We start from the raw sequence: 26,410 nt of genomic DNA, 5'->3' as shown, positions 1-26,410 counted from the left end.
GGTGGCGTCGGGTGGCCCCCAACCCCCCCCCAACCTACGGCTGGGCAATTTTCCCCCGGCCCCCCCCGGCCCCGGCGGGGGGGGGGGGGGGGGGGGGCCCCGGGCGGGCCCCCCACCCCCCCCACGTCACCGCGCCGGTACCTGCATGCGCCGGCTCGCGTCGATCACGGCATCACCATGGTCTTTCTCGACCTCGACATCGAGAACGGTGCAGACCCGTCCGAAGGACCAGTAGAACCCGGTCACCTGCATGATCTCGAGGATCTCGCGTGGAGTGAGGCGCTCCTTCGCCGCGGAGAAGATCTCGTCGGAAACGGTCGGGGCGGCTATGACCGCGGCCACGAAGCGGATGATTGCGCGGTCGTCGCCGGGGAGTTCCGGGGCGTTGAAGTCCTTGCGCTTGATCGCGTCCCGTACGGCGTCCGACACACCGACGGATGCTGAGATCGGCACGTGCTGGGTGAACTCGTATGCGCAGTCCGTGGCGCTGGCCGTGGTCAGAATGGTCAGTTCACGGTCTCGCGGGGAAAGCGTCAGCTGGGTGAACTGCGCCTGGCCCTGCCGAAGGAAGATCTCGACGGTGGCCTGCGAGTGCGACAGCATGTCGAATGCCGCGTGCTGCGGCAGCTGGTCGAGGAACTCACGCAGTTCCTTGGGAAATTCCTGCCGGTCGGGGTAGGTAAGACGGGACACAACGGCTCCTTCTGGGAATGCGACGGTGAAGTGCTGCTCTGCTGCGGCAGTGGATGGGCCACTCGGTATGCCGGGCCGTTGGGCCGCATGCCATACCGTCTCCGCGTCTTCGAGGTCCACACCATTTCGAATGGTTGGCTGCCCTCGCCGGACTGCGGGGCGATTGCCTGCATTTGCCAATCTAGGCTTGCGTGACCGCGACGCACCGAAGCTCGACTACAACTTCTCGTAGTGCTTACGCCAATCGGCATGGAGTCGCATTCCGGTCAGAGTGCTACCGCGACCGGGCGCGGGCGAGGCTCTTCGGCTCGATGGAACATTCGTGCCGACCCGCCGTTGGCCCTCGCCGTGATTGTCGTGAGCGTTCCCTGCGGGCATTACCTGCTATCAGGTCGGCACCTATGCGCTCGGTCCGCCCGCATGCCTCGGTCCCCATGCGGCGCACACCCCGCGGCAGACAAGGGCGAAGGAATCCTCCGTCACGTCTGATAGAGACGGAGCGCGACCAGGGACGCGACGAGTCCGTCGCCGCTGCGCGGATCGAATCCGGTGAGTTCGTGCCACCGGCCGAGCCGGTAAGCCAGCGAGTTCGGGTGCAGGTGCAACCCGCGGGCCGCTCCGGCCACCGACAGGCCGTGGTCTGCGAATGCAACCACGGCCTGGGCCAGGTGGGGGTCCGTGCGCGCCGTGGCCACGGCCTTGGTGAACAGCGGAGCCAAGCGGGTGGCCTGCCCGCCGAGGCCGGCGGCGAGCCAGGCGTCGGCGAAGTACACGACACGGCACTGCTCGCCCGTCCGGGACAGCGCCTGGGTCGCGTCGGTGACGCTGTCCGCCGCCCCGGCCAGGCCGGGGCGGGACAGGCCGACGCCGATCGCGGTGGCGTCCCGCCGCGGCGGGATGGCCGCGGCGGCTGCGGCCACGGCGTCCGGGTCGTGCCGCTGACCCAGGACCAGGAGCCGGGCGCCGGCGGTGGCGCAGTGGAGTTCGCCGGTCAGGGCGTTCAGCCGAAGGCGCAGCTGTTCGGTGCGGTCGTCCTGCCAGTCCTCGGCGGGCAGGCACAGCGCCTGGAACTCGCCGTCGACTCGGTAGCCGAGCGCTTGGGCCAGGGGGGCCGCCGCCTCCACCTGGACGGGGTCGGCGGTGAGCGCGGCGAACAGCCGGTGGGCGAGCGTGACCCGGGTGACCTGAGCGCGCCGGACTTCCTCGCCGTAGGCCTCGGATGCGTTGCCGGTGAGGACCCGGATCCAGGTCCAGATGAGCGTGACCAGATGCGTCAGGTCGCCGACGTGCTCGGGGTGGTCGGCCGTGGCCCGCTGCAGGATCAAGTTCCACGCCTCGCGAAAGGTGACGTGATAGGCCCCGAGCATGAGTTCGATGGGCAGGCCCTGCTCGGCGCGCCGCCGCCCCAGCTCCCGGGCGTGGGCGATCTGCTCCTCCCCCGGCGGCCGCTGCTCGGCGATTCCGGCGAACAGCATGCGGCCCTCGTACAGCACGAAGTCCCGGTGTTCCTCCGTAGGCACGACGGCGTAGTCGGGGATCTCGGCCCGGATTCGCCGGACGACCTCGAGACTGATCACCGGCAGGTCGTCGGTGATGTGCGCGCAGATCTGAGCAACGGCGTTCCGGGCCGCGCCCGAGAGGGGCGTCGACAGTGCCGGGTTCTCGGATTCCACGAACTCGACCCTAGCATTTCTGGCTTTTCACCGTAGATCCAGAGCGCTGGGTGGTGAAAATCTCAAATCCGGGACGGAAGATCGGCCTGCGGGGGGTGCGGACGCGGGGAACCGTGAGGTCGAAGGGTGAGCGGCGAACGGTTGGCCCGACAGCGGCCCGGGCTCGTGGATTCCACAAATCCTGGCTCAGCATCTTCAGGTTTTCGCCGTAGTTTTGTCCGTTATGCAGTGAAATGCTCGAACCGTTAGCGAAAAACCAGTGGAACAGGCGCATCTGCCGGAAACCGAGGTCCAGACATGACAGGCGACTACACCGTTGGCGACCACCTTCTTGCCCGGCTCGACGAGATCGGTGTCCAGCACGTGTTCGGCGTGCCGGGCGACTACAACATGGCCTTCCTCGATCGCATCGTCGAGCACGACCGCATCAGCTGGGTCGGCAACGCCAACGAGCTCAACGCCGCCTACGCAGCCGACGGCTACGCCCGCGTCAACGGGGCCGGTGCCCTGCTGACCACCTACGGTGTGGGCGAGCTCAGCGCGATCAACGGGATCGCCGGCGCCTACGCCGAATACGTCCCGGTCATCCACATCGTGGGCGCACCGTCCACGGCGGCACAACAGGCCGGCGCGCTGCTCCACCACACCCTCGGTGACGGCGACTACCGGCACTTCGCCCGGGCACACGCCGAGGTCACCGTGGCCCAGGCCTACCTGAGCGCGGGCAACGCGACCGCCGAGATCGACCGGGTGCTGGCCGCCAGCCAACGGGAACGGCGTCCTGGCTACCTCGTACTGCCCACCGACGTGGCCGCGAGCCCGGCCGAGCCGCCGACGCAGCCGCTTCTCGTACCGGCGCCGGAGGCTTCGGCCCCGGTGCTGGAGGAGTTCACCGACGCCGCACGCACCATGCTGGCCAAGGCCGACACACTGGGTCTTCTCGCCGACTTCCTGGCCGACCGGTTCGGTGTCCGGGCCGAGGTGGCCGAGCTGGTCGCTGCCGGCCGGATCCCGAACGCGACGCTGTCCATGGGCAAAAGCGTGCTCGACGAGAGCGCCCCCTTCTTCACCGGCACCTACTGCGGCGCCGCCAGCGACAAGCGGGTGCTCGCCGCCATCGAGCAGGCCGACGTACTGCTGTCGGTCGGTGTGCGGTTCAGCGACAGCACCACTGCATTCAGCCACCGTATCGACGCGGAGCGGACCATCGACATACAGCCCTGCGCCACCCACGTCGGCGACCGGGTGTTCGCTCCCCTGCCGATGCGGGACGCCGTGCGTGCGCTGACCGGAGTGCTGGCCGAGTCGGGCCGGTCGTGGGCGCGCCCGGATCTTCCGCCGGCCTCAGCCGATGACCTGGCCGACGAGACGCCCTCCGACAGCGCGGAAGCCCTGCGTCACGCGACGTTCTGGCCGACGGTCCAGAGCTTCCTGAGGCCGGGCGACATAGTGGTCGCCGAACTGGGCACCTCGCTCTTCGGAGCGCAGGCGATGCGGCTGCCGGCCGGGGCGACTTTCATCGGCCAGCCGTTGTGGGCCTCCATCGGGTACACCCTCCCGGCGACCCTCGGCGCACAGCTCGCGGCGCCCGGGCGGCGCACGATTCTGCTCATCGGGGACGGCTCCGCACAGGTGACCGCTCAGGAGCTCGGCACCCATCTGCGGGAAGGCTGCACGCCGATCGTGCTGCTGATCAACAACGGCCGCTACACCATCGAGAACGTACTCCACGGTGGGGAGCGTCGCTACAACGACATTCCCCGATGGAACTGGAGCCTGCTCCCGGCGGCCATGGGAGGCGAGTCGGCGGCCACCATGCGGGCGAGTACACCGGCCGAGCTGAGCGCGGCACTGGCCGGCGCCGCCGATCCGGCCGACCTGGTGCTGCTGGAGGCCGTACTGCCCCCGTCGGACGTTCCGGAGGTGCTCGTGCGGGCCACGGGGCAGTCGCTCGCCGCTGCCCAGGATGCCGACGCGGTCCGCTGAACACCGATGACACCCGGACCGACCATCGAGACACCCCATCGGCGGAACAGCACTATGGATCCTTTTCTCCCCGGCACGCGGCATGGAAGCACGGCGGTAATGCCGCGGGCCTGGACGGCCGCGCTGCGAATGATCAGTACGGTCCGTGCGAGAGAGAGTGAGTACGTCCTGCGCCATGGCGTGAAGAGCCTGGTCGCAGCGGTGTTGGCGTGGCAGCTCATCGCCTTGTGGCTACCGGGGCAGCAACAGTTCCTCGGCGTCGGCACGGCGTTGGTCATGGCCAATGCGTCCACGGTGTACAGCTCGGTGGTCCATGCCGCGCGCCGGGTGGCGATCCAGGTGTCAGGTGTCTCCCTGGCTGTCGCCGCCGCCTGGTTGCTGGGGGCTACCGCCGGAGCCATCGTGGCCGTCCTGATCGTGGTGCTGCTCACCGGTGGACGTCGTAACGGTGAGGACCGGCTTCAAGTCGCTTCGACTGCGGTGATCAGCCTGACGGCCGCCGCAGCGGCTCCGGTCGGGCATGTGGTCGTCCCCGCGGTCTCCACCCTTGCAGGCGCCACGGTGGGAGTCGCGGTCAATGCCTTGGTCTTCCCACCGACGTATCTCAACCAGTCCGACGCCGCCGTGCGCGGCCTGGCCCGCTGCACGGGCACGTTGCTGCGGGACATGGGCCGTGACGTGAGGGAAGGACGGTCTGCGAGTCACGCGCACCTCTGGCTGGAGAGGGCAGGAGAGCTGGAGCGGCAGGTCTCGGACGCTCGCGACGAGGTGCAGAAGGCTGCTGAGAGCCTGCGCTGGAACGCCCGCGCAGCCGCGCACCGACAGCACATGTCCGCAATCTACGAATACGCCTGCGAAGTTCTCCACAGGGCGTCGTTCCAGGTGCGAGGCATCGCCAGGACTCTGGCCGACAGCCTCGACCAGGACGGCACCGACCACGGCCTGAAGCAGGGATTCGCCGTGCGATACGGGGAGGCACTCGAGTTGGCAGGGCAGGTCTTCCTCACATATGCCGCTCTCGGTGTGGCGGCCGACGCACATCAGGGCGATGCCCGGAGGCAGTTGCGCACAGTGATCGATTGCATGCTGACCTGGCATGCAACGGTGACCGATCTGCTCGAGCGTGGCGCACTGACCGATCTGAACGCATGGCAGGTCTACGGTTCGCTCGCCGCCGATGTGGAGCGACTCCTCACTGACCTGGACGGCATCGAGCTCCCCGAAGAAGCAGGTGCGGCTGAAGTTGTCAGCGTTCGTGGCGTACTGAGTCGATGATCCGATCGAGCATCTGTCTCGAACGTCTGTCGTGACACACGGAGAGTAGACATGTCACATGAGCCGAGAGTGCGGCGCGCAATGTCAGCCGCTGGGTCAACCGATGGCGTCGAAGCCTGGTGGTCAGGAGGCGAGTACGTCTCTCTCCGCCTGCGCGGCGTCGAGCATCTGATCTTCGTACGCCGGATGGGCAGCGGGCCCCCGCTGACACTCCTGCACGGATACCCGGCTTCGTCCCACCAGTGGGCCAAGATGGCGCCCGAGCTGGCCCGCGACCACACCCTGGTGATGCCGGACTTCCTCGGCTTCGGCGCGTCCGCTAAGCCGCACGAGCACGATTACTCCCTGATGGAGCAGGCCGATCTGGTGGAGGCACTGTGGGCGCACTACGGCTTGAGTGCCACCCGGGTCGTCGCTCATGACTACGGCAGCTCGGTCGGGCAGGAGCTGCTCGCACGACGTTCGGAGGGTTCGCTGTCTGTGGCCCTGGTCGACATGACTCTGATGAACGGCGGCATCTACCCCGAACTGCACCGGCGTACCAACGCGCAAAGCCGGCTCCTGGACTCCCAGTTCGGCCCCGTGCTGAGCGCGCAGGTCGACCAGGACGGATTCATCACCGACCTCGCCGTCACGTTCGCACCCGCCTACGACGCGCTGACCGACAGCGTGGATATGTGGCGGACTTACAGCCGTGACGACGGACATCTGAACTCCCATCTGCTGCTGCGCTATGTCCGCGATCGGGAGACGTACCGCGATCGCTGGGTCGAGGCGCTCGAGGGGACAGACCTTCCGCTTCAGTTCGTGTGGGGTCTTGAGGACCCGGTCTCCGGCGCGCACATCGCCGAGCGGATCCGCGACTGCGTGCCCGGGGCACGGCTGCTCGAGCTGCCGGACGTGGGCCATTGGCCGTCGCTGGAGGCGCCGGAGCAAGTGATCTCGGCACATGAAGACAAGCGCTATTGATCGCGTATCGCGTTATAGGAGGCGACTGGTCCATGATCAATGAACCGGAGGAATGCACCGACCTCCGACAGGAGATGGCGGTCTGGCGGAACCGGTTCCTGCGGCTGCTCGACCGGTCGCCGGCACCCACTGCGATCAGCCGGCCCGATGGATTGCTGGTGATCACCAATCCCGCATTTTCTGCCCTGTGGGGCCTGACGCCGGGACATATGCGTGATCTCAACCTGCTCGATCTGCTGGTCTCCCCGGACGAGGAGTCACTGCTCAAGATCTCGGAGGGGCTTCGATTCGGGCGTCGTTTCCGCTACCCGATTCGAGTCGAGTGGGACGCCGTGGGCGTGACGAGAACCGGCCGACTCACCGTGGAACCGGTCAGCGACGAAGTCATCACTCCGACGCTGCTCATGGTGCTCCTGCACGTCGACCCGATGGCGCACGGGGCAGAACCAAATCTGGTGCAGGAGTTGTCACCGAAAGAAGAACGCATCCTGGCGTTGGTCGCGTCCGGAGCCACCTCCGCGTTGATCGCCCGGGCGGTCGGCCTCACGGCGGACGGCGTCAACTACCATCTCTCCCGGATGTGCCGCCTGCTGAAAGTGCCGAACAGGACCGCACTGGTCGCCAAGGCGTATGTTCTCGGAATTCTGAGCCCCACGTCCTGGCCCCCCGGCTCCGAAGAAGGCAAGTGACGTCGGGCGAGCCCCGCCCACTCTGACCGGGCGAAACGGCGGAGGCGGCGGACCACCGCTCGTCATGCCGGAACCGTCCCGCTCAGTCCGCTCAGTACGACGTCGTGGCATCGCGACCTGTCGCCGATCTGAACGATGGCGGCGTGGGGCTGGTGGTCGTCCGCCGTAGCAAGAAGGAGGCAGGCTCCGGATGCCGGCGCATCAATTTCGTAAGAGCCATCGGATTGCGTGCCGATCCGGCCCAGTTGGCTCCCATTCAGCGAGAGAAGGGTGATGGCGGCCAGGGACACAACGTCTCCGTAAGAGTTCCGTACCCGACCGAAGACGCGGGGTGCTGCCTGCGAGGGAGGGGTTGGCTCGGTGGCGTTGCGCCGGTCGGGCGCCGTAGTTCGGGGAGCAGGCCTTCCACCGGATTCGTGCTGTGTACCGCCGGCTGGGGCCGCGAGGGAGACCGTGGAGCGGAAGTGTGCATGTGCGGCAGTGATCTGGTGGCTCGTGAGCCGCTGGTGACCGCCGTGATCACGGATCCACGCGACGATCAGTCCCAGGGCCAGGCCGACGAAACACCCCAAGGCGATCATGATCCAGCCACGCGTCAGGCCGGCATCGCCTCGGGCGTCGAAGTAGAGGATTGCGCGAACGCCGTCGTCGATCTGCCGCATGGGTTCGAACTGGGCGAGCCACCGGTAGGGGCTGGGAACGGTCTGGAGGGGGAAGCTCCCCCCGGACGAGGGCACCGCCAAGGCGACGAAGAAGAGCATGCCCACCAGCGACCCGAGTCCTCCGACCAGCGAAATGATGGTCTGAGCGGTCACCCCGACGGCGATCGAGGCGCATACGGAGTAGATCCATAGCTGACCGAAGTGGGGTGTATCCATGTGAAGGGCGAATTTGCACGTGAGCAAAATTGCTGTCGCGGTGACCGGTGACAGGACGGCCGACATGGCGGTCTTGGCCACCAGTGTTTGGGTACGGGTGATCGGGACCGGCAGCTTGCTGGACCAGCGACGTCCGCGCTCGGCTGACTGATATCCCAGAGCGAAATCGACCGAGCTACTGACGACACCCGCACCCAGATAGGCACCAAGAGTGAGGACGAGGCTGACGTAAAAAGCGCTGAGGCCGAATCCGGAATGGTTACCGAGAGGGCGATGCTCGCTCGTGTGCAACGTGACGGGGTCGGCCAGCAACATCTTCTCGGCGGTCGGGATCGCCCGGCGGCTCGCGTGGTGCGCGGGGTCCATGTGCGCAGCCAGCGTCGCGGCGATACGACTCGATACGGTGTGGATCGTTCGCTCTCCGACGGCTTGAACCGAGGAGGTGGCCACACTGCCGGAACGGGGGTTGGTGAGCAGATGGACACTCGGCTGCCGCGGAGCCGTCCCATGGGGCGCGACGGGGCCGGTCAAGGACAGGACGCCCCTGCTGAAATCAGCCGGAATGATCAAGGCGCCGTAGACTGCGTCTTTGTCCATCTCGGCTTCTGCCCCGCGCAGACTCAGCGTCCGCCATTCCACGCGTTGACGGGAATCCGACGCGGTCGTGATGCCCCGGACGATCTGCCGGCCGAGGTGCACCTTCCGGCCGTCGACGTGAACCGCCTGGTCCTCGTCGACGATCGCGATCGGGAGGTGGTGGAGGTTGCCCGTGGGGTTGATGATGCCTCCGATGTAGGACAGCGACACCAGCACGCTGACCGCGATCATGACGAGCGTCGGGAAGAGCCAGAGGTTCGGTCGGCGCAGCAGATGCCGGGCGGTGGCCTTCGGCACGCCGGGAACATTCATCGTCATGGGTGTCGGATGCCTTTCGGGTTCCGGGTGGAGCTGCGGACAGGCCCTGGTTGACGGTCTGGGGCTGGGTTTGCGGCGCGGCCTGAGCGACGTCCGTGCGAGCCGATCCTGTGCGGATGTGGCGCGCGCGGTGTGCACGCCTTCCGATGCGGACCGTCTGCGCCAATGCCGCGCAGCGACTCGATACGGATGGGGCCCGGATTTCGATGATGACGTGGGACGGCGCCCGATTCGCCGGCACGGCCTACAGGAATTCGTAGTCGAGGGCGCGGAGCGGTCCGCCACGGTGTTCTCCGGCAGCTGCTCCTCGGTGGCACGACAGGCGCCCGTCCGGCCGGAGACCACGAGGCGCGGGAGCGTGGAGTCCGGCGTGGTGGAGACCTCTGCGACCACGTGGCGTCAGGGTCTGCAGTCCGGCCCAGACGTCGGGCGTGCCGACGCCCGTGGAGCGGCCGTACGGGTCGAGCGTGTTTCGGGCGGGCGGATCGGGGCGCGTCCGACGGCGGGCAGGTCGGCGAGCGGCACCTTGGCCCGGCAGGTGATGGCGACGGGCCAGCCTCCGAGGGCGGGCGAAGTCGCAACGGAGACGCCGAACCGGGTCAGTTGCTCGACGCCGCGTTCGACGGTGGGCGGGTCGGTGGACAGGGCCTGACGGGAGGCGCGGCCGTCGTGTGCCAGGTGGGCGAGAAGGGATTGATCTACGGCGGTGATGTCTCCGGCGCCGCGCCGGGCCGGCCGGGGCGCGACCGGTGCGGCGAGCTGGGCGCATTGATCCTGCAACGCCCCGCCACCCATGACGGTGGTGAGCCAGAGCGCTCGACAACAGCACGCCAAGGCCGCAACGGGGAGCGCCACACAGCGGCCAGGTGCAGGCTGGATGGTGGAGGTGGGTTGCCGTGGCGCAAAACGAAGCCGTCTCGCCGGGCGAGGGTGCTGCGGTGCTGGAGGCTCTGTTCCGCCAGTCCCCTACCGGGCTGCTGATCTTGGACACGGAGCTGCGCATCCTGCGGATCAACCTCACCAGGCCGGTCCTGCACGAGGTGCCCACCGAACAGATCGTGGGCCGACATGTCACCGACGTGTATGACCTTTCCGCACCCGATGAGGTGGAGGCGATGCTGTACAGCGTGCTGGAGAACGGCGCCCCCGCACGGGAGCGGCTCGTGGGGTTGCGTCCGAAGGGCGCCCCGGGGCCGGAGTACCTCTTCTCCGTCTCAGCAGCTCGGCTGGAGGACGCTGAGGGCAGGATCTGGGGGCTGCTGACGGAGATGCTCGATGTCACCGAACGCGAAAAGGTGCGCGCCCGCATGCGACTCCTCAGCTCCGTGCGCGAGCACGTGGGACGGACCCTCGACGTGGTGGCCACCTGCCAGGAACTCGTGCAGGCCGTGGTGCCGGACCTCGCCGACATCGCAGTGGTGGAAGTGGTGGACGCCGTGGTGCGTGGCGAGGACCCTCCCCCGAGTCCCCTGGGACCGGAGGTGCCGCTGCGCCGTGCCGCCTTCGGTCACAGCGGCGGCGACGAGCAGACCCGGGCGCATCCGGTGGGTGACGTGCGCGCCCTGCCGTTCCCGACGCCTTACGCCCAGACGCTGGCCGACCTCAAACCCCGACTCGTCGCCCTGGGCCCCGACACGCCCTGGCTGGCGGCCGACCCGCCACGTGCCGAGGCGATCGGTGCATCCGGTGCCCACGCACTCATCACGGCACCCTTGACACTGCGGGGAACCGTGCTGGGACTGCTGAGCCTGTACCGCACCGACCACGGCGACGTCTACGACAGGGACGATGTCACCCTCGCCCTCGCGGTGGCCGCTCACACCGCGCTGTGCATCGACAACGCCCGCCGCTACACCCGCGAACACACCATCGCTCTGACCGTCCAGCACCACCTGCTGCGGTCCAGCACCGCGACGCACACCACCGTGGAAACCGCGCATCTGCACGTGCCGTCCGAGGCGGGGGGAGGCGGCGGGTTCGACACCTTCGCCCTGCCCGGTACCCGCACCGCACTCGTGGTTGGCGAAGTAGTCGGCCAAGGCATCTACGCGGCCACCACCATGGGACAGCTAGGGACCGCCATCCGCTCCCTGGCCGCACTCGACCTGGAGCCCGACGAGCTCCTCGCCCGCCTCAACGACACCGCCATCAACCTGGCCCAGGAACGCGCGGCCCTGCCGCCCAACGACCCCCTGCCCCTCACCGGAAGCTGCGCCTACGCGGTCCACGACCCGCTCGCCCAGACCTGCACCATCGCCCTGGCCGGCCATTCCCCACCCGTCATCGCCCATCCCGACGGGATCACCCAGATCCCCGACCTGCCCGCCGGACCTCCTCTGGGCACCGCCGAGGGACCTCCCTTCGCAGCCACCACCGTCCCTGTCGCCGACGGCAGCGTCCTCGCCTTCTACACCGCGTCACTGCTGCGAGCCTCACCGTCACCGGACACCCTCCAACGGGTGCTGGCCCACCCTGAGCGGCCACTGCAGGATCTGTGCGATGACGTGCTCTACCGGCTGCGGAACGACACCCGCAACGACGACGTCATCCTCCTCCTCGCCCGCACCCACCCGTTCCCCGCCGACCAGGTCGCCACGTGGCATCTCGACCACGACCCCCAAGCCGTTGCCGCGGCGCGCACCCACGTCCGCCACCAGCTCATCCTTTGGGGAGTCGATGAGGAGAGCGCCTACACCACCGAAATGATCGTCAGCGAACTGGTCACCAACGCTGTCCGTTACGGCACCCCGCCTGTCCTGTTGCAGCTCATCAAAGACCGCACCCTCACCTGCGAGGTCCACGACGGCAATCCCGTCGCGCCGCGGTTGCGCCACGCGAAGACCATCGACGAAGGCGGGCGCGGCTTGTTCATCATCGCCCAACTCGCACAGAACTGGGGCGTCCGCTACACGTTCGACGGCAAGACGGTCTGGGCCGAGCAGACCCTCCCGCCCCGAATCACAACCCGCCCCAGGTAGCGGCCGGTCCGTCACGTCACGTATCGTCCGGCGCCCGCGGTGCTATGGGACGCGAGGCCCGCCGTAAACGAGTGGCTGGGGGCACGGATCGTGTCGGCGGGCACGGAAGCGGTGAAGTCGCGCGGTGTCACCTTGATCGGCCTGTAGCCGATGGAGAGCAGGCAGTCGCGTGTCCCGTTCGCTGCGAGCACGTGCAGCTCGCTCGCCCGGCCGCTGTAGACGCCGATGGAGGAGGGGAACGTCTCGTCGATGACCGCCTTGGCCGTACAGATCATTGCTACGGGGAGCCGCATCTTCTCGGCCAGCCCATGAGGTCGGCTGCGTGAGCACCAGCGGGGCTTGCGGAACCTCGACCGGCACGTGCTCGCTGGAGGAGCCGGCCACCCCGTGGATCGCGCTCAGGGCGGCGACGGCGTTCGTCACGAGGAACGCGAGGCGAAACGAGTGGGCCGCGGTTGCGGTCGCGTGCCGTTCTCCCGCCCAGGCCGGCTTTGACGAGATACGTTCCGGAATATGAACGCGCCTCAGCCTTCCCGTTCGGCCATGGGACTGTTTGCGGGGTCCTGCCAGTCCCACAGGGACATCACGCGCGCGGCGGCGTCGCGGACCAGGACGCCGTACTGATCGCGGAGTTCGTCGGAGAGCCGGTAGGTCGGCACGGAGATGCTGAGGGAGGCGGCCGGCGCCCCGGTCGGATCCAGGATCGCCGCAGCGACGGCGCTCACGTCGTCGCGCCACATCCCGGTGTTGATGGCGTAACCGCGCTTGCGGACCGTGGCGAGAGTGGCACGCAGCGCCTCGGCGTCCGTCACGGTCTGCGCGGTGTACGGGGTCAGCGGGTGGCGGGTGATCGCGTCTGCCGGAAGGTGGGCGAGGATCGCCAGTCCGGAGGCCGACGCGTGGAGGGGAGCGCGACCGCCGACCCAGGAGACGTTACGGACGGTGTGCGTGCTGTCGATCTTGTCCAGAAGGATCACGCTGTCACCGTCCACGATCGTCAGGTGGATCGTTTCGCGGGTCTGCCGGGCGAGATCCGCCATCGCGGGCGCTGCGGCCTCGCGGAGCATGCGCTCGTGGCGTAGTACGTGTCCGGCCAGCTTCAGGGGCCTGGCCGTCAGTATCCACCGTGTGTGGCCGCTGCCGTCCAGCGGGCGGATCCACCCCACCTCGGCCAGCGTGGTCAGGCTGCGCTGCACGGTGCTCTTGGGCAGATCCAGCTCCCGCGCCAGCGCGCCCACACCGACCGGCTGGGCCTCGGCGAGCGCTTCGAGCACGGTGAAGGTCGTGAAAACACTGCGCATCTGTTGACGCCTCCTGACCGCTCCCCTAGCGTTTGGACCGCATAGTAGCACAGCTGTTCCACGATGCGGCACAAAGCGCGAAGTCCTCAGGAGATGTGATGGCGGGCCCCCTCGACGGCGTGCGGGTTCTGGACGTGAGCCAAGTGATGGCTGGTGCCTATTGCGCGGCGCTCCTCGCCGACATGGGCGCCGACGTGATCAAAGTCGAGCGTCCGGCCGGCGACGAACTGCGCGGCTGGGGAGCCGACTTCCCCGGCGGCCAGTCGCCGGCATACATGGCGGTGAACCGGAACAAGCGCGGGATCGCCCTGGACTTGCGGGACGAGCGGGGAGCCGCCGCGCTGCGCAGGCTCAGCGAAGGAGTCGACGTCCTCATCGAGAACTTCAGGCCGGGCGCCATGCAGCGCCTCGGCTGCGACTATCCCAGCCTCGCCGCACGGAACTCCGCCCTGGTCTACTGCTCGATCTCGGGATTCGGCCAGGACGGCCCACTGGCCGGCCGGGGCGGGTACGACCTCGTCGCCCAGGGCATGTCCGGGATCATGAGCGTCACCGGGGAGCCCGGTGGCGCGCTGATCAAGGCGGGCGTGCCGATCTGTGACCTCACCGCGGGGATCCTGGCCGCCAACGGTGTGCTCGCCGCCTATGTCCACCGTCTGCGTACCGGCGAGGGGCAGTACGTGGACACATCCCTGCTGGAGGCCGGTATCTCCCTGATGGTGTGGGAGAGCGCCGTCCTGTTCGCCACCGGGCACGTAGCCGGCCCGCTCGGCTCGCAGATGCGCCTCGCGGCCCCCTACGAGGCGTTCCGGACTGCCGACGGCTGGCTGACCGTCGGCACACCCAATCAGCGGATGTGGGAACGCCTCGTGGAGGCTTTGGAGTGTCCGGGGCTGGGGACGGATCCGCGGTTTGCCGATCCGATGTCCCGCATGACCAACCGCCCGTCGCTGACCGAGCAACTGCAGAAGAAATTCCTGGAGTACACCACCGAGCAGTGGATGGACATCCTCCTGCCCTACGGCATTCCCGCCGGGCCCGTGTACGACATCGGTCAGGTCTACTCCGACCCCCAGGTCCGGGCCAGGCGGATGCTCGTCGAGGTCGAACACCCTGCGGCGGGGCCGGTGAAGCACATCGGCGTGCCCGTCAAGTTCTCCCGCACTCCGGCCGTCATCGATCGTCCGGCCCCGCTGCTGGGCGAGCACACGACCGACGTGCTGACCGAAGCCGGCTTCGGCCGGTCCGAGATCGAGGCCCTGCTCGCCGCGGGCGTGGCCAAGGAGGAGAAGTGAGCGCAGTCCAGCTGAGGCACCACACACCGCACGTTGTGGTGATCACACTCAGCAACCCGCCCGTCAACACTCTCACCTGGGAGAGCCGGGCGCACCTGAAGGCGGCCATCGACCGGCTGGAGGAGGAGCCGGAGATTCGTGCGGTCGTCCTCACCGGGGCCGGGGGTGTGTTCACCGCCGGCGCGGACCTGGTCCAGGACCAACGGATGAGCCGGACCGAACTGCCCGACTTCCTGGCGGACTTCGAACGGATCGTCGACGGCCTGGAGAGGTTCCGCGCTCCAGTGATCGCCGCGGTCAACGGACCGGCCGTCGGCGGCGGATTCGAGCTGGCCCTGGCCTGCGACATTCGCGTCGCCTCGAGCGAGGCGTCCTTCGTCGCGGCCGGGGTCAACGTCGGCCTCATGGCGAACTTCTGGCGGCTCGCCAGGATCGTGGGACTCGGACCCGCCAAGGAGATCCTCCTCACCGGCGAACGCTACGAAGCCGAGCGCGCCGCGGCCTGGGGACTGGTCACCGAGGTGTGCGCACCCGAGGCGCTCATGCACGTAGCGCTGGCGAAGGCGGAACGGATCGCGACCCGCGCCCCCCTGTCGGTCGAGGCCACCAAGCGCTGCGCGAACGACGCTCCGGAGATGAGCCGGGAAGAGGCGCACCGGCGACAGATCGACGAACTGGCCGAGTTGTTCACGAAGGACGACCACAAGGAGGCACTGCGTGCCTTCTTCGCCCGCTCGGTCGGCGAATACCACCGGCACTGATCCCGAGGAGTGACGTTGCACAGCTCTGTCCTGACCACCGTGCTGTTGCCGACCGCCCTGGCGGTCATCATGCTCGGTCTGGGCCTTTCTCTCACCTTGGCCGACTTCGTCCGCGTGATCAGTGCGCCGCGTGCAGTGGGCACGGCACTGGCCTGCCAGCTGGTGCTGATGCCCGCGCTCTGTCTGGCGCTGCTTGCTCTGACCCGAGCCGACCCCGACACCGCGGTCGGGATGCTGCTCCTGGCCGCATCACCCGGCGGAACGCTCGCGGCCCTCTACAGCCACCTCGCCCGCGGTGACATCGCGCTGAACATCACCCTCACCGCGGTCAACTCGCTGATCTCCGTCGTCACACTGCCGCTCGTCATGTGGGGCGTGACCCGCCACTACGTCGGCCACGCCCACAACATCGGACTGCAACCGCAGGGCGTCGTCACGCTGATCGCCACCGTCGTACTGCCGGTGGGCCTGGGAATGGCGCTGCGGCACCTGCGCCCGGGCCTTGCGCGGACGCTCAGCCAGGCGGTACGGATCGTCGCACTCATCGTGCTGGCAGTGGTGATTGTCGGTGCGATCCTGCAGAACGCCGGCCGGCTGGGTCAGTCCCTCGGCTTCGTCCTTCCGCTCACGGCGGCGTTCAGCGTCCTGAACCTGGTCATCGGCTACTGGGTTCCCCGCCTGGCCCGCGTCGAGCGGCCCCAGGCCGTCGCCTCGTCGATGGAGATCGGCATCCACAACGGTGCGCTCGCCGTCACCATCGCCCTGAGCCCCGCGTTGCTGAACATGCCGGCCGCCGCAGTGACACCCGCGATCTACAGCCTCGTCGCTTTCATCACCGCGGCGGTGGCAGCCTCCCTGCTCGCCCGGCGGACCCGTCCACTCCCCGTGATGGAACCGGCGAGCAGCACCTGACGGCCGCGCAGGGTCGTGGAGACATGGTCCGCAGCAGCGGTGATGTTCTCCTGTGTCAGGCACCGCCACTCGCCTCAGCGCTTCCAGGCCGCAACCGCGAACTACTGCAGGACGAGGCTCCGTACTGCGGTCGCGACACAGCCCCTCACCACTTTGTCACCGTGGGGAGTTGGGCAACGAAGTCCTACGCCATCAGGCCCCGGGACCCGTGTTCATCACGAACGTCACGTCCTCGGCGGGCAGTTCGCGGCCGTCGTCACCGAGGAACCCCACCCGCACGGCCTGACCGGTGGAACGCAATCGCCGCAGAGAAGAGGGTCCCGACGGGCGAGGGCGGTGGTGGTCACCCCACTGCTGGAGAGCCGCCAGCACGAGTTGCAGCTCCTGCCCGGCCGGAGTCAGGTGGTAGCTCTGCCGATGCCGACTGCCCGGCTCCTGGTACGTCCGCGTGCGCAACACGCCGGCCTCACTGAGAAGCTTGAGCCTGTCGCTGAGCAGGTTCGGCGCGATGCCGAGGGACGACTGGATTTCGGCGAATCTGTGCTTGCCCGCGAATATGTCGCGCAGGACCAGCAGTGTCCAACGTTCGCCAAGCACCTGCAGGCTGCGCTCGATGGAGCAGGCCGGCGAATCGTCCGTGGGACCGGACACCTTCCTCGTCGATGGCACTGCCACCCCACCTTCCACATCTCTGCGGGATCCACATGTATGCCACGCGACGGCATGGCGTACACGAATTGTACACCTGGGTATCAGATCCATATCCAGAGGGCGCCAAGCGTCCAGAACTCACTGCCCGCCCGCGACCGGCATGGCGGCAGGACGGCCGACAGGACGGGTCCGGCTTCACCCGCACAGCGGGTACGACCCACACGGCGGGCGGCCACCTCCCCCGCGGTGCCGGGGCCGGCCCGCTGCCGTCACCGACGGGACATCCCGGCACTTGAGGGCTCCGGCAGGTACGAGGGTACGCGGAGCGGAACGACGCCGATGACGCGCGCGACACCGACGCCGCACCTCGGGGCAAGCCCACCGGCTCGCGCGTCAGGCAGCAGCGGACGAGGCCCGTGACCCGCCGTTCTTGAGTCGGCCGGCCACTGTCGCGAGCAGCTCGTCGGAGAGGCCCTTGTCGGCCACGGCCCTGGACATGAGCGTGGCGCCGACCAGGGCACTGAGGGTGAGCATCGCCTCGGCCCGGGCTTCCTCGGATTCGTCGCCGAGACCGGCGAGCAGGTCCAGGTAGGTGCGGACCTGCTTCTCGTAGGCCTCTTTGAAGTGCTGGTCACCGCGTCCGGCGGCGGCGCCGAGCGTGACCAGGGCGCAGCCGGTGGCCGGCGCGTCACGGTGCCGTTTCCCGAGGTAGGCGTCGATGAGACCGGCCCTCGGCTCTCGTTCGTTCTTCCGCGCGGCTCTCTCCATTTTCGCCGAGCCCTCGGCCAGGGCTACGGCCGCAGCCTGGGAGATCAGGTCATCCCGGGAGGCGAAGTGTTTGTAGAAGCCGCCGTGTGTCAGCCCCGCCTCCTTCATCAGCTCCGCGATGCCGGGGCGCGTGACACCTTCCGCGCGGATCTTGCGGGCTGCGATGCGCAGCACCCGCTCACGGGACGCCGCCTTCTCCTTCTGAGAGTGCCCCATGTCAGGTCTTCCTTTCAGGGAGCGGCATGCCGCCGACAGGTGGATGACGACCATCATACACATGCAGTGTCCGAGCCGCCGGCATTTGAGTTCGAGGATGATGCGGGTAATCCTGATTTTGGATGTTGTTCATCATCCAAACTTGAGGAGACAGACGCCACGACCGAGACCTACGACCCCAGCCGCACAGCCGTTCTGCTAGGGCCCGCGTGAGGTCGCGATCAATCTCGGGTTCTGGTCCCGTGCGGGGACAGGACCTGGTAGGACGCTGGGTGTGACACGCAGGCAACTCACCGACGAGCAGTGGGAATTAATCGAGCCGTACCTGCCGATAGGCGAGTACGGTCCGTACCCCGAGCGGCTGCGGGAGCAGTTCGAGGGGGTGATCTGGCGGTTCCGGTCCAGCGCCCAGTGGCGCGAGACGCCCTCCGAGTTCGGACCGTGGGCGACCGTCTACGGGCGCTTTCGCGTCCGGCGGGACGCCGGGGTCTCCTCCGCTCTTCTGGTAGGCAACCAGACCCGGATCTTCAGCGGGCCCGCCGCCCTGCGCGCCAGGCTCAACACCGTCTACATGTTCGCCTTGTTCGCCAGCGGCGCGGTCGGCCCCAGCGTCGGCCTGGCGCTTTTCGGAGCTCACGGCTGGACGGTGATGGTCTGGGAGGGGATGACCTTCCTCGCCGTCGGAGCGCTGTCCCTGGCGGTCCATTCCGTCAGGCAACAACGCCGCACATCCGGGGTGCAGAACTCCGCAGCGACGGGCCCGCGTGTCGCACCGTCGCCCGCCCCGCCGGCAAGGGCGCCCGAAGCCCGTGACGAAGGACGCCGACCCGCGGGAGGACCCCTTGACTTTAATAATACAAGTCAGCTGGAATGGCTACCGCCGCCGCCAGACCTCGGCCCGCGTGCGACACCGAATGGATGGGACATAGACATGCAGATTCACGGCAAGACCGCCCTGGTGACGGGCGCCAACCGCGGGATCGGCCAGGCGTTCGCCCGAGAGCTCGCCGAGCACGGCGCCACGGTCTACGCCGCCGCACGCCGCCCCGAACTGATCACCGACCGTGGGGTGGTGCCGATCCAATTGGACGTCACGGACCCGGCCACCATCGCCACGGCGGTCGAGGCGATCGGGGACCTCTCGATCCTGGTCAACAACGCCGGAACCGCCCTCGCGGCGCCGGTGCTCACCGCGTCACTGGCCGACGCCAGGCGCGAGATGGAGGTCAACTACCTCGGCACCTGGGCTGTGACCCAGGCCTTCGCTCCGGCGCTGTCCCACAACGGCGGCGGTGCCGTCATCAACATGCTGTCCGCTGCATCCTGGCTGGCCCTGGACCAGGCGCCCGGATATGCAGCGAGCAAGGCAGCGCAGTGGTCGCTGTCCAACGCCATGCGGCTGGCCCTGCGTGCGCAGGGCACCCGCGTGATCGGTGTGCACGTCGGGTATGTCGACACCGACCTGTCCGCCGGTGTCGACCAGCCCAAGATCAGTCCCGAGGAAGTCGCGCGAGCCGCGATCAAGGGACTCCTCGAAGGCAGGGAGGAAGTACTCGTCGACGAATTCGGCCGCCGGATCAAGTCCGCGCTGCCCAACGACATCGCCGCGCTGTATTCGCCCCGGTGACGGACGGCGCACTCATGAGCGACCTATGACACCCGTCGCACGGCGGCTTCGCCGGCCGATCCCTGCAACAACACGTCATCAGCAGCGCCCGGCCACTTGCCGCACGACACGGATGGTCACCGGTGGGCTTCAAGGGCACCGATCCATCCCGATGTACGCGAGGTGGTCGCCCGGCTCGGCACAGCCTTCCATGTGTCGAACAGCTGGGGTCCGCAGGAGCCTTGGGTGTGCTACGACTGCCGGGCCTCGCCTCGATCAGGATGTTGCGCTGGGCCGGCCCGGTTGGCACGCGGAGTCTCCGTCCGGCGGCCGTTGGGACACGTCACGGTCCCGGCCAGTCACCGTTGCGTTACGGGTTTGACAAGTGAGGCAGAGAGTGTGATCCAGAGACACCGGGCGATACGGCCCGCCCCGCCGACTGAGCGGAGATTGACTGTGGGAAGTCGGGAGACCTTGGACAGCGCTGCGGCGGCACGTCACGCAAGGTTCGGCAAGTTGCCCGAGCGCATCCGTTACGAGGACATGGTCGAGGAGAAAGCGGCCACGTCGAAAGACCCGGCCAGGTATGCCTACGACCCCGAAGGATCGTGGATGTCCTTCTCCTGCCTGGCCGTCGACCTGGGCCTGTGAACCAGGGCTCCTCAGGCTGTGTCCGTCAGCCGATCAACGGCCTGCGGTCCGCCTGTCACCTGACGGTGTGCCACGGACTGCTGCGTGATCGCCGCCCCAGCCTGACCACCGAGCTCTTTCAGCGCTGCCGCTCCAAGGTGAGGCCGACCGCGGAGATCGACGACATCCGATTTGGACTGCACGGGGGTGTCGTCATGCACGGCTCCGAGTCCCACGTAGGCACGGTCGGCGAGGACCGGAACGCCCTGGCACTCGCAGGTCCGGATTGATCCGGTGGGTGCGGACTGCGGACAGGCCACGCGCGACCGGGCAGTGCGGATGAGATCCCACCGCAGTCGGCCATGCGGATCGGTGACGAGCTCCACGTTCACGCGGTGCCGGCGCTGTTTGTGGGAGTGCTCGACCGGGCCGTCGCCCACCCGGTCCCACTCCGCCAGGGCGCCGTCGGGCAGAACGTGGTCGGGGTCGGCCTCGCGCAGGACGCGCAGCAGGCCGGGCACGCGGTCGGCGAGCAGGTTGATCACCGCGGTCACGTAAGCGTGGGCGGTGCCGATGTGCCGAAGCCCGCGGCAGTCTGCGCGAGGGTGTCGAGCCCGCGCAGGTGGACCAGGCCGACCAGCCCACGCTGGTGCGATGAACATCTCCCACCGGCAGTTCGAGGCACTTACGTCCGCCGAGGACACCGGCCATCCAGGGGCTGCACCTCCCCGGGAGCGGCCCGGAGACGGTGACACCTGCCACCCGGGCCGCTGCTGGGCCGTCCCAGCCCGATCAGCGATGACGGATGACGACAGAGGCTACGGATGACGACAGAGGCTTGAAAACGTCACCGCAGGTCACAGGGGTGCGCCGGAGAAGACGCCCGCATCGGAGACCTGGCTCGTCACTTCCAGCAGAACTGATCAAGGCTGCTGGCGGCGCCAACAACTGTGGAGCGCTACCGTGCTGCCACCGGTGGCGTGGCGGCCGGTGCGGTGCATCATGAGAGTGCGGCTTCACCCCGACTCCCACGTTCACGGCGCGGGAGACCGTCCCGGGAGGTTGTGCACGTATGCCCGTCGTCATCGCCCGCCTGATCCCCGCGCCGGGCAAGACCCAAGAGGTGCTTGACGTGTACCGCGAGCTCGCCCCGCTGGTCCATCAGGAACCGGGATGCCGGCTCTTCGCACTCCACACCGATGGCAAGGACGTCTTCATCGTCGAGCACTGGCTCACCCCCGAGGACTTCCAGGCGCACCTGGCCAGTTCGAATCTCCAGCGGATCAGGGACGCGACAAAACCCCTACTGACCGCCCCCAGCGAGATCTGGCCGGTGGAAAGCGTCCCCCTCGGCGACCCCGGCAAGGGCGTGATCCCCTAGCGACCGCCGACGGTGGCTGGCTCCGAGGAGTACGCCGACTGGAGCGAGCAGCTCCTGCTGTGGGAGGACGTCGAGGAGAAGCTGGGCGACTACTTGGTGGAGGTCGGTCTCGCCGAGCCCGGCGAGGCGGCAGCGTACGACGCGGTCTTTTTCCGGCGGCAGCATCCGCCGCTTCGGCGAGTACAGCACCCATGAACTCGGCATCCAGCCGGAGGCGTACGCCCACCGAGCTCGACGTCGACTTCACCCAGCTCCGCGAACAGGAACCGGCCGCCTCCGGCTTCGGCACGGCTGCCTGAGCACCGAAGGACCCACACCAGGCCCACTGAACAGCACGGTCGCTGTACCAGCATCGATGCCACCGACCTCGCGCAGGACGAGTGCCAAGGCACCTTGCTCGCGCTCGCGTGCAGCCTGCACGCTCTCGACGAGGTCTCCAAGAACGTCACGCCGCCTCCGACGGTTGCCCGGATCACGGCGCCAACCGCGTGATCGCCTACGGCAAGGGCGGAGAGATCGCCTCGAACCGGCGCGACGACAAGAGATGCTTGTCCTGTTCATGAACATCCTCCAGTGCCTGATGCGCGTCCTGAGCCCGCAGGGCGAGGCGGGAACCGGCCGCAGGCCAAGCAGGGCGACCCCTACGTGGCCTGCGGCCCGCCGCGTCGGCCAACGCGGTGCTCAGTCCAGAGAGACCGCCTCGTTCAGCACTACTTTTCGTTCCAGGCCTTATGCACGAACTCGAGGCGGTTGCCGTCGAAGTCGGCGACGTTGGCGGCGTAGTAGCCGGGGGCGAAGTAGGTCCGGTCCGCCGGTGCGCCCTCGTCGATGCCGCCGGCGGTGATCGCGGCGGCGTAAGCGGCGTCAACGGCTTCGTTGCTGTCGCACACGATGCCGACGTACAAGCCCGTCTCGCCCGGCTTGCGCTGGCGCAGCCAGATGCTCGATCCGAGGCCGCCGGCCACGTAGGTGGCGTCGCCGATGCCAAGGAGGTCTGGGACACCCTCGGGGGCGGACGAGGCGTCGAAGCTCCCGAACTCTCTCCAGCCGAGGGGCCCAAGAGCGGCGAGGTAGAAGTCCCGCGACTTCTCGACGTCCGATACGGAGATGTAGACGTGGTCAATCATTTCTAGGCTTCTTTCCAGGCTGCGGCGTTCTTATGGGCAAAGTCGCGGAACATGCGCGCCGGTGTACCGGTGACCTGCTCGACCATGCCGTTGGGACGGGACCCGTTGCCGGACGCCACCGTCTCGGTGAGCTGCCGGAGCAGGGCGGCGAACTCGGCTGGGAATCCCTTCGCGATCGCGCCGGCAATCCAGACCTCGCGGTCCAGCTCGTGATGCGCGATGGTCTGACCGGTCACCTCGCTGATGATGGAGGCAGCCTCGGAGACGGTCAGCGACTGCGGGCCGGTCAGGCTGTACGCCGCGCCCGCGTGCGAGGCGGGGTCAGCGAGCGTGGTCGCGGCCACGGCCGCGATGTCATCGGCGTCGATGAACGCCTCGGATCCGTCGCCGGTGGGCACCAAGATCGCGCCGTTGATCGGCTTGCAGAAGGCCTCGCTGAAGTTCTGCATGAACCACGCAGGACGCAGGATGGTGTGACCCAGCCGCTGGCGACCCAGCAGGTCGAGTTCAACGCTGCGGGTTGAGACCTCAGCCGGCGCGTGCTCCATCCCATAGGCGCTCAGGAACGTCACGTGCTGCACCGCGGCAGCCTCGGCCTCGTCGAGGAACACCGAGACGTCCTCGGCAAAGTCGAGCCGGTCGACCGGGGCGACCAGGTAGACGCGATCGACCCCCTTGAGCGCGGGGGCGTAGGTGTCGCGGTCGCTCCAGTCGAAGGCGACGTCGGCACTGGACCGTGCGGCCCTGCGGACCGACACCCCTCGGCTTATGAGGTCCGCGGCCACGCGAGAGCCGGTCTTGCCAGTCGCGCCCAGGACAAGAACTGTTGAAGTTTGCTCACTCATGCATCCAGCCTATGGCGGAGAATGAGCTATGCAATGCTTATTACGCTCGAAATGCAACGTGATACGCTCACTCTGTGGACATATTGCACGACTATCTCGTGAGGGCGCGCGCGGCCGGTGCGGTTTTCGCACGCTCGGTCGTCCGTCCACCCTGGGGGCTGACGCTGCCCGGGTCCATCCAGCTGTCGCTCCACACCGTGGTGCGCGGCCATGCATGGGTGTGGCTCGACCATCCGGCCGAAGCCGAACGCCTACTGCCAGGTGACCTGGCGGTCGTCGTGGGTGGTCGCGATCATCACCTCGCAGATGAGCCGAGCCCGGACAGGTGCGTGACCCACGAGCAGTTCTGGGCGGCAGGCGCCGACGAGGATCCTGACGCTCCCCACGCCGCTGTCTTCTTGTGCGGCGCCTACCGACTTGCCGGCGACGTGGGCCAAAGCCTCATCCGGGCACTGCCTCCGATGCTGGTGATTCGGCCATCCGCACACGATCACTTGCACGGCGTGGTCTCCCTCATCTCAAGCGAACTCACGCAGTCGGCCCCTGGCCAGCAGACCGTGCTCGACCGACTGCTCGACGTGCTGCTCGTCCTGGTCATGCGAGCCTCCTACCAGGACAGCTCCGACGCGCCGAGCTGGTACCGCGCCGCCCAGGACCCACGACTGGGGCGAGCACTCCAAGCAATGCACGAAGAGCCCGCACGTAGCTGGACCGTGCCGGAACTGGCCAACCTGAGTGCAATGTCGCGCCCGTCGTTCGCCCGCAACTTCGAACGTGCGCTCGGGCAGACGCCGATGCAGTACCTGACGGACTGGCGCTTGACCCTGGCCCGCGAATACCTGATGGCAGGCGAACTCACCTTGGAGCAGATCGCCCGCCGTACGGGATACAGCTCACCGAACGCCTTCGCCGCGACGTTCCGTCGCCACGTGGGAATACCACCCGGTCGTTGGCGACAGGAAGTTTCTGGATGAGCTGAAGGCCTCTACCCGAGAGCCCTCGTCGATGAAGTCCACCACCCCCATCGGCACGTCCGCCGGCGTGGCCAAAAAGGTGCCGAGCACCCGCACGGCCCGATCCGGCAGGAACGAGGACACTCGAAGTGTCAGCAAACGAATGATGACAGGTGCCGCGGGCGTCCAATGAACCCGGACTTTCCGGGGCCTCGCGGCGCCGCGAATCCAATCGGATGCACACCGAGGGCGAGGACGTCTTCATAGTCGAGCGCTGGCTGACCTCAGAGGACTTCCAGGTGCACCTGGCCGGCTCGAACCAGCGGATCAGGGAGGCGACAGAGCCCCTCTGGGCCACGCCCAGCGAGATCTGGCCGGTGGAGAGCGTCCCCCTCGGCGACCCAAGCAAGGGCGTGATCCAGCAGCGACCGGATGCCTGGGCCGTCACAGCAGCGTGTCGGTGCAATATCCGCGCGGGACCACCCACACCTCGTACACGGCAATTCAGCGGTACCAGTCGCCTGCGCTTCAATCGTCCGTCACGACGTTCTCCAGCGGCTCTCCGGCGACGAAGCGGCCGAGCTGGGAGCGCAGCAGGCGCTTGACCCGCGGCAGGAAGGCAGAGGTCTTGTTGCCCACATGGGGGCTGATGAGCACTCCCGGAGCGTGCCACAGCGGGTGGCCCACGGGCAGCGGCTCGGGGTCGGTGACGTCGAGCGCCGCGCGTAGTCGTTTGGCCTCCAGCTCGGCGAGCAGCGCATTGGTGTCCACGACGCGGCCGCGCGCGATGTTCACCAGCAGGGTGCCGTCGCCCATACGCGCCAGGAAGGCGGCGTCGACGAGGCCGACGGTGGCGTCGGTGAGGGGCGTGGCCAGGATCACCACGTCGGCCCGTGGGAGCAGGTCGGGTAGGTCCGCAAGGGCGTGAACGGGGCCCAGGGGCGCACTTCGGGCGGTTCGGGCGACCCTCAGCACGTCGCACTCGAACGGCGTGAGCCGGTCCTCGATCGCCCTGCCGATCGCCCCATAGCCGACGATCAGCACGGTGCGATCGGCGAGCGCGGAGTAGACACCGGCACGCCACTGCTCGATTTCCTGGCCGTGGACGAAGTGCGGGATGTCCCGCAGCGAGGCGAGGGTGAGGGTCAGCGCCAGCTCCGCAACGCTCGCGTTGTGCACGCCGCGCGCGTTGCACAACACGGTGCCAGGAGGTACGTGGTCGCGCACGTGGTCGATTCCGGCGGTGAGCGTCTGCACGACACGCGGCCGGGCGCCGTGTCGCAGCGGGCGCGTGGCGACCTCGGGACCCTTCCAGTACGGCGGGACGTAGAAGTCGACGGCGACTGGATCGGCGGGGAATATGTCCTCGCCGTCCCAGTGGACGTACGTCGGTCCTTCGGGCAGACCGGGGATGTCGGCGAGCGGAATCGGAAGCCAGACGGTGATGCCCGCAGCCGCGGAGGCGGGGTTCCCCATGGGTGCCATGGCACACGAGACTACGCCGGTCCCGGGCATCAACCTGCTCTGGGGACTATGGGGCTCCTCGACACGGTTCCCGCCGTCCTCGGCCGGCCGCGCGAGGTCAGCCCGTTACCAGGTCGGTGCCTGCGGGCGAACCCGGCTGCGCAGCCGGGGCGGTCTCCGGGCCGTGGCAGTACAGCAGCGAAGTACAGCAACCGTACCGACCGGCGCCAGCCGTCCGGGCCCCCAACCGTCCGCCCTACCGGCTCACGTGACCTCAGCGACCGCCCTGCCCATGGTTCGCGTGGAGAAGCCAACAGCGCGGGGCCCCAAGCGTGCCGCTCTCGTCCCGGAACAGGCGGGGACGGCTGGTGAGGCGCATCCGGTGACGTCGAGTTCGGTGTCGTAAGGGCGTGCGGCCCGGTGCGGAGATCAGATGTCCTCGAC

The 26,410-nt window shown here is 68.2% G+C and carries 24 protein-coding genes and 2 pseudogenes; 14 read left to right on the top strand and 12 right to left on the bottom strand.

The features are described 5' to 3' along the window. Positions 1-126: 126 nt before the first annotated feature. Positions 127-813 carry a carboxymuconolactone decarboxylase family protein gene (locus tag ACFYZB_RS41615; RefSeq protein WP_388767094.1) on the bottom strand — a complete coding sequence of 229 codons (687 nt, stop codon included), beginning with the start codon at positions 811-813 and terminating at the stop codon, positions 127-129. A 359-nt stretch (positions 814-1,172) separates the two neighbouring features. Then, entirely contained in the window at positions 1,173-2,366 is a 1,194-nt protein-coding gene (locus ACFYZB_RS41610; protein WP_388767093.1) for a PucR family transcriptional regulator, read from the bottom strand. Between the two features lie 297 nt (positions 2,367-2,663). Between ACFYZB_RS41610 and ACFYZB_RS41605 the strand changes: the two genes are divergently transcribed. The 4 genes from ACFYZB_RS41605 (at position 2,664) to ACFYZB_RS41590 (ending at position 7,285) form a co-directional block, all read left to right on the top strand. Further along, positions 2,664-4,352 (top strand): alpha-keto acid decarboxylase family protein, encoded by a 1,689-nt coding sequence (locus tag ACFYZB_RS41605; RefSeq protein ID WP_388767092.1) that lies wholly within the window; start codon positions 2,664-2,666, stop codon positions 4,350-4,352. 54 nt (positions 4,353-4,406) lie between these two features. Next, entirely contained in the window at positions 4,407-5,627 is a 1,221-nt protein-coding gene (locus ACFYZB_RS41600; RefSeq protein ID WP_388767090.1) for an aromatic acid exporter family protein, read from the top strand. A gap of 69 nt (positions 5,628-5,696) precedes the next feature. Then, positions 5,697-6,596, top strand: coding sequence for an alpha/beta fold hydrolase (locus ACFYZB_RS41595; protein ID WP_388767089.1), 900 nt, complete (start codon positions 5,697-5,699; stop codon positions 6,594-6,596). Between the two features lie 32 nt (positions 6,597-6,628). Further along, positions 6,629-7,285 carry a LuxR C-terminal-related transcriptional regulator gene (locus ACFYZB_RS41590; protein ID WP_351215074.1) on the top strand — a complete coding sequence of 219 codons (657 nt, stop codon included), beginning with the start codon at positions 6,629-6,631 and terminating at the stop codon, positions 7,283-7,285. Between the two features lie 62 nt (positions 7,286-7,347). Here ACFYZB_RS41590 and ACFYZB_RS41585 read toward each other — a convergent pair whose 3' ends face one another. Both ACFYZB_RS41585 and ACFYZB_RS41580 read right to left on the bottom strand, forming a co-directional pair. Next, positions 7,348-9,078 carry a YhgE/Pip domain-containing protein gene (locus ACFYZB_RS41585; RefSeq protein ID WP_388767088.1) on the bottom strand — a complete coding sequence of 577 codons (1,731 nt, stop codon included), beginning with the start codon at positions 9,076-9,078 and terminating at the stop codon, positions 7,348-7,350. Positions 9,079-9,477: 399 nt separating this feature from the next. Beyond that, positions 9,478-9,858 (bottom strand): hypothetical protein, encoded by a 381-nt coding sequence (locus tag ACFYZB_RS41580; RefSeq protein ID WP_388767087.1) that lies wholly within the window; start codon positions 9,856-9,858, stop codon positions 9,478-9,480. Between the two features lie 116 nt (positions 9,859-9,974). Here ACFYZB_RS41580 and ACFYZB_RS41575 point away from each other — a divergent pair, with 116 nt between their 5' ends. Further along, entirely contained in the window at positions 9,975-12,056 is a 2,082-nt protein-coding gene (locus ACFYZB_RS41575) for a SpoIIE family protein phosphatase (protein WP_388767086.1), read from the top strand. Positions 12,057-12,067: 11 nt separating this feature from the next. On the opposite strand, the gene ACFYZB_RS41570 is transcribed toward ACFYZB_RS41575, so the two are convergent. Further along, complete coding sequence (locus ACFYZB_RS41570; protein ID WP_388767085.1) at positions 12,068-12,349, bottom strand: hypothetical protein; 282 nt, start codon at positions 12,347-12,349, stop codon at positions 12,068-12,070. Between the two features lie 231 nt (positions 12,350-12,580). Next, positions 12,581-13,357 carry an IclR family transcriptional regulator gene (locus ACFYZB_RS41565; RefSeq protein ID WP_388767084.1) on the bottom strand — a complete coding sequence of 259 codons (777 nt, stop codon included), beginning with the start codon at positions 13,355-13,357 and terminating at the stop codon, positions 12,581-12,583. Between the two features lie 98 nt (positions 13,358-13,455). On the opposite strand from ACFYZB_RS41565, the gene ACFYZB_RS41560 reads away from it, so the two are divergent. The 3 genes from ACFYZB_RS41560 to ACFYZB_RS41550 are packed head-to-tail and all read left to right on the top strand — an operon-like array spanning position 13,456 to position 16,325. Further along, positions 13,456-14,652, top strand: a complete 1,197-nt coding sequence (locus tag ACFYZB_RS41560) for a CaiB/BaiF CoA transferase family protein (RefSeq protein WP_388767083.1) — start codon at positions 13,456-13,458, stop codon at positions 14,650-14,652. Further along, positions 14,649-15,413, top strand: a complete 765-nt coding sequence (locus ACFYZB_RS41555) for an enoyl-CoA hydratase/isomerase family protein (RefSeq protein WP_351215060.1) — start codon at positions 14,649-14,651, stop codon at positions 15,411-15,413. Before ACFYZB_RS41560 ends, ACFYZB_RS41555 begins: the two co-directional genes overlap by 4 nt. Positions 15,414-15,428: 15 nt before the next feature. Beyond that, complete coding sequence (locus ACFYZB_RS41550) at positions 15,429-16,325, top strand: bile acid:sodium symporter family protein (RefSeq protein WP_388767081.1); 897 nt, start codon at positions 15,429-15,431, stop codon at positions 16,323-16,325. Between the two features lie 192 nt (positions 16,326-16,517). Here the strand turns inward: ACFYZB_RS41550 and ACFYZB_RS41545 are convergent, their stop codons facing one another. Both ACFYZB_RS41545 and ACFYZB_RS41540 read right to left on the bottom strand, forming a co-directional pair. Beyond that, the gene (locus tag ACFYZB_RS41545) at positions 16,518-16,976 is read right to left on the bottom strand and encodes a winged helix-turn-helix transcriptional regulator (protein WP_388767080.1); all 459 of its coding nucleotides are present in this window, start codon (positions 16,974-16,976) and stop codon (positions 16,518-16,520) included. A 393-nt stretch (positions 16,977-17,369) separates the two neighbouring features. Beyond that, positions 17,370-17,960, bottom strand: coding sequence for a TetR/AcrR family transcriptional regulator (locus ACFYZB_RS41540; RefSeq protein ID WP_351215054.1), 591 nt, complete (start codon positions 17,958-17,960; stop codon positions 17,370-17,372). Positions 17,961-18,234: 274 nt separating this feature from the next. On the opposite strand from ACFYZB_RS41540, the pseudogene ACFYZB_RS41535 reads away from it, so the two are divergent. The 3 genes and pseudogenes from ACFYZB_RS41535 to ACFYZB_RS41525 form a co-directional block, all read left to right on the top strand. After that, positions 18,235-18,471, top strand: a pseudogene (locus ACFYZB_RS41535) (transposase); the annotation flags it as partial. Between the two features lie 60 nt (positions 18,472-18,531). Beyond that, a complete protein-coding gene (locus ACFYZB_RS41530) occupies positions 18,532-19,587 on the top strand; it encodes an SDR family oxidoreductase (protein WP_388767105.1) in 1,056 nt (351 codons plus the stop codon). 435 nt (positions 19,588-20,022) lie between these two features. Then, on the top strand, positions 20,023-20,217 hold the full coding sequence (locus ACFYZB_RS41525; RefSeq protein WP_388767079.1) for a hypothetical protein: 195 nt from the start codon (positions 20,023-20,025) through the stop codon (positions 20,215-20,217). Positions 20,218-20,420: 203 nt separating this feature from the next. Here the strand turns inward: ACFYZB_RS41525 and ACFYZB_RS41520 are convergent. Then, positions 20,421-20,851: pseudogene (locus ACFYZB_RS41520) on the bottom strand (transposase family protein); the annotation flags it as partial. A gap of 417 nt (positions 20,852-21,268) precedes the next feature. On the opposite strand from ACFYZB_RS41520, the gene ACFYZB_RS41515 reads away from it, so the two are divergent. Then, positions 21,269-21,577, top strand: coding sequence for a putative quinol monooxygenase (locus ACFYZB_RS41515; RefSeq protein WP_351215049.1), 309 nt, complete (start codon positions 21,269-21,271; stop codon positions 21,575-21,577). 12 nt (positions 21,578-21,589) lie between these two features. Beyond that, positions 21,590-21,772, top strand: a complete 183-nt coding sequence (locus ACFYZB_RS41510; RefSeq protein ID WP_382018842.1) for a hypothetical protein — start codon at positions 21,590-21,592, stop codon at positions 21,770-21,772. Positions 21,773-22,287: 515 nt separating this feature from the next. On the opposite strand, the gene ACFYZB_RS41505 is transcribed toward ACFYZB_RS41510, so the two are convergent. Then, positions 22,288-22,704: a VOC family protein gene (locus ACFYZB_RS41505; protein WP_351215047.1), complete on the bottom strand. Its 417-nt coding sequence runs from the start codon at positions 22,702-22,704 to the stop codon at positions 22,288-22,290. 2 nt (positions 22,705-22,706) lie between these two features. After that, a complete protein-coding gene (locus ACFYZB_RS41500) occupies positions 22,707-23,549 on the bottom strand; it encodes an NAD(P)H-binding protein (RefSeq protein ID WP_351215045.1) in 843 nt (280 codons plus the stop codon). 74 nt (positions 23,550-23,623) lie between these two features. Here ACFYZB_RS41500 and ACFYZB_RS41495 point away from each other — a divergent pair, with 74 nt between their 5' ends. After that, complete coding sequence (locus ACFYZB_RS41495) at positions 23,624-24,523, top strand: cupin domain-containing protein (protein ID WP_388767078.1); 900 nt, start codon at positions 23,624-23,626, stop codon at positions 24,521-24,523. A 507-nt stretch (positions 24,524-25,030) separates the two neighbouring features. Here the strand turns inward: ACFYZB_RS41495 and ACFYZB_RS41490 are convergent. After that, positions 25,031-25,987, bottom strand: a complete 957-nt coding sequence (locus ACFYZB_RS41490) for a 2-hydroxyacid dehydrogenase (RefSeq protein ID WP_351215041.1) — start codon at positions 25,985-25,987, stop codon at positions 25,031-25,033. Between the last annotated feature and the right edge of the window lie 423 nt (positions 25,988-26,410).

The sequence above is a fragment of the Streptomyces sp. NPDC001852 genome, assembly GCF_042891825.1.
GTDB lineage: Bacteria > Actinomycetota > Actinomycetes > Streptomycetales > Streptomycetaceae > Streptomyces.
The sequence above is the reverse complement of the archived record's forward strand: the minus strand, read 5'-3'. Positions and strand labels throughout refer to the sequence as shown.

Excerpts from the sequence above, each read along its gene's own strand:
- ACFYZB_RS41605 (WP_388767092.1), top strand. The coding sequence starts at position 2,664 with ATGACAGGCGACTACACCGTTGGCGACCACCTTCTTGCCCGGCTCGAC.
- ACFYZB_RS41600 (WP_388767090.1), top strand. The coding sequence starts at position 4,407 with ATGGATCCTTTTCTCCCCGGCACGCGGCATGGAAGCACGGCGGTAATG.
- ACFYZB_RS41590 (WP_351215074.1), top strand. The coding sequence starts at position 6,629 with ATGATCAATGAACCGGAGGAATGCACCGACCTCCGACAGGAGATGGCG.
- ACFYZB_RS41585 (WP_388767088.1), bottom strand. The coding sequence starts at position 9,078 with ATGACGATGAATGTTCCCGGCGTGCCGAAGGCCACCGCCCGGCATCTG.
- ACFYZB_RS41570 (WP_388767085.1), bottom strand. The coding sequence starts at position 12,349 with ATGCGGCTCCCCGTAGCAATGATCTGTACGGCCAAGGCGGTCATCGAC.
- ACFYZB_RS41565 (WP_388767084.1), bottom strand. The coding sequence starts at position 13,357 with ATGCGCAGTGTTTTCACGACCTTCACCGTGCTCGAAGCGCTCGCCGAG.
- ACFYZB_RS41560 (WP_388767083.1), top strand. The coding sequence starts at position 13,456 with ATGGCGGGCCCCCTCGACGGCGTGCGGGTTCTGGACGTGAGCCAAGTG.
- ACFYZB_RS41540 (WP_351215054.1), bottom strand. The coding sequence starts at position 17,960 with ATGGGGCACTCTCAGAAGGAGAAGGCGGCGTCCCGTGAGCGGGTGCTG.
- ACFYZB_RS41530 (WP_388767105.1), top strand. The coding sequence starts at position 18,532 with ATGTTCGCCTTGTTCGCCAGCGGCGCGGTCGGCCCCAGCGTCGGCCTG.
- ACFYZB_RS41515 (WP_351215049.1), top strand. The coding sequence starts at position 21,269 with ATGCCCGTCGTCATCGCCCGCCTGATCCCCGCGCCGGGCAAGACCCAA.
- ACFYZB_RS41505 (WP_351215047.1), bottom strand. The coding sequence starts at position 22,704 with ATGATTGACCACGTCTACATCTCCGTATCGGACGTCGAGAAGTCGCGG.
- ACFYZB_RS41500 (WP_351215045.1), bottom strand. The coding sequence starts at position 23,549 with ATGAGTGAGCAAACTTCAACAGTTCTTGTCCTGGGCGCGACTGGCAAG.
- ACFYZB_RS41490 (WP_351215041.1), bottom strand. The coding sequence starts at position 25,987 with ATGGCACCCATGGGGAACCCCGCCTCCGCGGCTGCGGGCATCACCGTC.